Source organism: Streptomyces sp. NPDC054847 (assembly GCF_053610925.1).
In genome coordinates, this window is record NZ_JBSGZJ010000584.1 from 1 (window position 1) to 3,772 (window position 3,772).

At 71.5% G+C, this 3,772-nt stretch carries 4 protein-coding genes; 2 read left to right on the forward strand and 2 right to left on the reverse strand.

Annotated features, from left to right (window positions below):
* Positions 1 to 25: 25 nt before the first annotated feature.
* Positions 26 to 451, reverse strand: a complete 426-nt coding sequence (locus ACWGH4_RS32705) for an ATP-binding protein (protein ID WP_453467237.1) — start codon at positions 449 to 451, stop codon at positions 26 to 28.
* Between the two features lie 295 nt (positions 452 to 746).
* On the reverse strand, positions 747 to 1,706 hold the full coding sequence (locus ACWGH4_RS32710) for a hypothetical protein (RefSeq protein WP_453467239.1): 960 nt from the start codon (positions 1,704 to 1,706) through the stop codon (positions 747 to 749).
* An 83-nt stretch (positions 1,707 to 1,789) separates the two neighbouring features.
* Between ACWGH4_RS32710 and dapE the strand changes: the two genes are divergently transcribed.
* Entirely contained in the window at positions 1,790 to 2,869 is a 1,080-nt protein-coding gene (gene dapE, locus ACWGH4_RS32715) for a succinyl-diaminopimelate desuccinylase (RefSeq protein ID WP_453467241.1), read from the forward strand.
* Positions 2,870 to 2,966: 97 nt separating this feature from the next.
* Positions 2,967 to 3,716 carry an LOG family protein gene (locus ACWGH4_RS32720; RefSeq protein ID WP_453467243.1) on the forward strand — a complete coding sequence of 250 codons (750 nt, stop codon included), beginning with the start codon at positions 2,967 to 2,969 and terminating at the stop codon, positions 3,714 to 3,716.
* Positions 3,717 to 3,772 lie beyond the last annotated feature (56 nt).

Here is a 3,772-nt window from a genome sequence, read left to right on the forward strand (position 1 = left end):
CTTCTTGCGTGTGCGCGCCGTGCTGTCAGCCGATCGGCAGGCCGCCGCCGAGCGCACCGGTGGGCAGGCCGCCGCCGGTCAGCGAGTCGGTCGGAAGCCCGCCCTCGCCGGCGCCGCCGACCAGGTCGCCCGCCTGCCCGGCGGTGTCACCGGCGGCCTTCGTGGCGACCGGGGTGGCCGTCTTGGCCGCCTTGCCGACGGTCTTGGTCGCCACAGGGGCGGCCTTCTCCGCGGTCTTGCCGCCGACCTGGCCGGCCACCTTGGTGGTCTCCTTCGAGACGCCGTCGACCGTGGAGTCGACGTTGTCCGCGTCGAGGGCCGAGAGGCCGCCGACCGGGGCCTGCGGGAGTTCAACGGCGCCTGCGGAGCCGGCCGCACCGACCACGGGAGCTGCTCCCGCCGCGATGAGCAGCGCGGCACGGGCGATCCGACGGGTCAGGGGGAGGGACATGATGCTCCTTGAGACGAGAGGACGTTCGGAATGCTGCGTGTCCGGCGTTCGGACGTCCTGACAACCGGGGGGAGCGGGGGGGAAGTTGCGGTGGTCCAAGGTAAAGAATTGGTAACGCGTCGCATTATCGTTCTCGGATAAAAACGGTCAAACGCTGCATAGTGAAGCCATCTGGCGAACCGTCACTTCCCGTTGCCCTCAAGGGGAATGGCGGTGCCCGCCCTGGGGTGGTCCGCTGCCCGGAAGAGCGTGTCCCGGACGGGAACGGACTGCCTCGTTCGAGGGGGGTGCTGAACTAGCGTGCGATGCGGATGTGTACGTCGTCCGTGGCGCTGTCCTCGTCGCCCGCCGGACGCCAGCCCTCTTCCGACTCCTCGGCGCTCCACACGCGGCCCGCGTACGAGACCTCTTCGATACGCAGCTCGTCGGCCCGCGCCACCGCCCAGTGCGCGAGCTCCCAGCCGCGCTCGCCGCCCCGGCCGCGGCCGCCGCCGTGCGCTCCGGTGCCGCCGGCGCCCGTCTCCGCCGAACCGGCCGTCGACCGCACCGGAACGGACACCTCCCGCGAACCCGCGTCGCCCGCGCGGCCCCGGCCGCTGCCGCCCTTCGGCAGCACCTCGGGCCCGAACGCCCGCGTCAGCTCCGTCCGGATCCGCGCCGGGTCGCCCGGCCCGCCGCCGCTCTTGACGTCGCAGGTCAGGGTCGCGGAGGCCCGGCCCGTGAGGGCCGCGGCCAGCAGCGCGGCGTCCGGCTCGTGCTTCGCGTACGCCTGCGGGAAACCGCTGCGCTGGACGCGCTGCGCGGCCACCGTGAGCGGCAGCCGTGAGTAGCCGGGTACCTCGGCGAGGCCGTCGTAGAACTTCCCCGAGGAGTAGACGGGGTCCAGGATCTGCTCGGGCGTCCCCCACCCCTGCGAAGGGCGCTGCTGGAACAGACCGAGCGAGTCCCGGTCGCCGTGCTCGATGTTGCGCAGAGCCGACTCCTGGAGCGCGGTCGCCAGCGCGATCGTCACGGCCCGCTCCGGCATCCCGCGGGTCGTGCCCACCGCGGAGATCGTCGCGGCGTTCCCCGCCATCTCGGGCGTGAGCTCGTACGACGGGCCGTCGCCCTCGGCGGTACGGACGACACAGCGCGACGCCCCGCCGCCGGTGACGTACTGCACCGCGACGTAACCGATGAGGGCCAGCAGCACGAGGGACGCGGCCGCGAAGCGCAAGAGGCGGCCGCGCCGGACGGGAGAGGCGGTCTCGGACACCCGCCCACCGTACTGGAGCCCCCTGAGCGACCCCGGGGGGTGTGCCGGTCATGACCCGCCGGGGACCGCTTATCGTCGGAGCCATGCCTGAGACCGCGCTTGACCTCACCCTCGACGCCCCCGCGCTCACCGCAGCCCTGGTCGACTTCCCGTCGGTCAGCGGCACGGAGAAGCCCCTCGCCGACGCCATCGAGGAAGCGCTGCGCGAGCTGCCGCACCTCACCGTCGACCGGCACGGAAACAACGTCGTGGCGAGGACCCGCCTCGGCCGCTCGGAGCGGGTCGTGCTGGCCGGGCACATCGACACGGTGCCGATCGCCGGCAACGTGCCCTCGCGGCTCGACGCCGAAGGCATCCTGTGGGGCTGCGGCACCAGCGACATGAAGTCGGGCGTCGCCGTGCAGCTGCGGATCGCCGCCACCGTTCCGGAGCCCAACCGCGACCTCACCTTCGTCTTCTACGACAACGAAGAGGTGGCCGCACACCTCAACGGACTGGGGCATGTGGCCGAGGCCCACCCGGACTGGCTCGTGGGCGACTTCGCGGTCCTGCTGGAGCCCTCCGACGCCCAGGTCGAAGGCGGCTGCCAGGGGACGCTCCGGGTCCACCTGCGCACGAAGGGGGAGCGGGCACACTCCGCGCGCAGCTGGATGGGGTCCAACGCCATTCACGCCGCCGGCCCGATCCTGGCCCGCCTCGCGTCGTACGAGCCGCGCCGGCCGGTCATCGACGGACTGGAGTACCGGGAGGGCCTCAACGCCGTCGGCATCGAAGGAGGCGTGGCCACCAACGTCATCCCCGACGAATGCACCGTGGTGGTCAACTACCGGTACGCCCCGGACCGCAGCATGGCCGAGGCCGAGGCGCACGTCCGCGAGGTGTTCGCCGACTGCGGTGTGAGCGAGATCGTGGTGGACGACCACACGGGCGGGGCCCTGCCCGGCCTGTCGCACCCTGCCGCTGCCGCGTTCATGGAGGCGGTGGGCGGCACAGCGCAGCCCAAGTTCGGCTGGACGGACGTCTCACGCTTCAGCGCCCTGGGGGTGCCCGCGGTCAACTACGGCCCCGGCGACGCGCTTTTCGCCCACAAGCGGGACGAACACGTCGCCGTGGACAAGATCACGCACTGCGAGTACCGGCTGCGCGAGTGGCTCACTTCCTGACATCGCATCCTGGTGGATCGCCCCGATTTCGCCATTCGTAACGTCGGCCGACCTACCCTGAGCCAAAGCGAATGATGTTCGGCGGAGGGAGCAGGTCATGAGCAACCCCGAGGGATTGCGGGCGCTGGAGGAGCAGCGGCTGGGACCGGTACTGCGCCGCAGGGAACAGATCAGGCCGGGCACGACCGATCAGCGGCTGCTCGACACCGAGGGCGACTCCCAGTGGGTGCACACCGACCCGTGGCGGGTCATGCGCATCCAGTCCGAGTTCGTGGAGGGCTTCGGCGCCCTCGCCGAACTGCCCAGTGCCATCAGCGTCTTCGGTTCCGCCCGCACTCCGGCCGGCACACCCGAGTACGAGGTGGGCGTCGCACTCGGCAGAGCGCTGGCCAAGGCGGGCTTCGCGGTGATCACCGGCGGCGGTCCCGGAGTGATGGAGGCCGCGAACAAGGGCGCGAGCGAGGCCAAGGGCATCTCGGTCGGCCTCGGTATCGAGCTGCCCTTCGAGCAGGGCATCAACGCGCACGTCGACATCGGGGTGAACTTCCGCTACTTCTTCGTCCGCAAGACGATGTTCGTGAAGTACGCGCAGGGCTTCGTCGTGCTGCCGGGCGGACTCGGCACGCTGGACGAACTCTTCGAGGCGCTGACGCTCGTCCAGACCCGTAAGGTGACGCGCTTTCCGATCGTGCTCTTCGGTACGGACTACTGGAGCGGCCTGGTCGACTGGCTGCGCAACACCGTCATCGCCCAGGGCAAGGCGTCGGAGAAGGACCTGCTGCTCTTCCACGTCACGGACGACGTGGAGGAGGCGGTGGACCTGGTCTCCAAGGAGACCGGCAGGTAGCCGCACGCGGCCGCGCAGGGGCCCCGGACGGGCGGCCGGGGCCCCTGCGCCGCGCG

Coding starts and splice junctions, on each gene's coding strand:
- ACWGH4_RS32705 (WP_453467237.1), bottom strand. CDS start 451: ATGTCCCTCCCCCTGACCCGTCGGATCGCCCGTGCCGCGCTGCTCATC.
- dapE (WP_453467241.1), top strand. CDS start 1,790: ATGCCTGAGACCGCGCTTGACCTCACCCTCGACGCCCCCGCGCTCACC.
- ACWGH4_RS32720 (WP_453467243.1), top strand. CDS start 2,967: ATGAGCAACCCCGAGGGATTGCGGGCGCTGGAGGAGCAGCGGCTGGGA.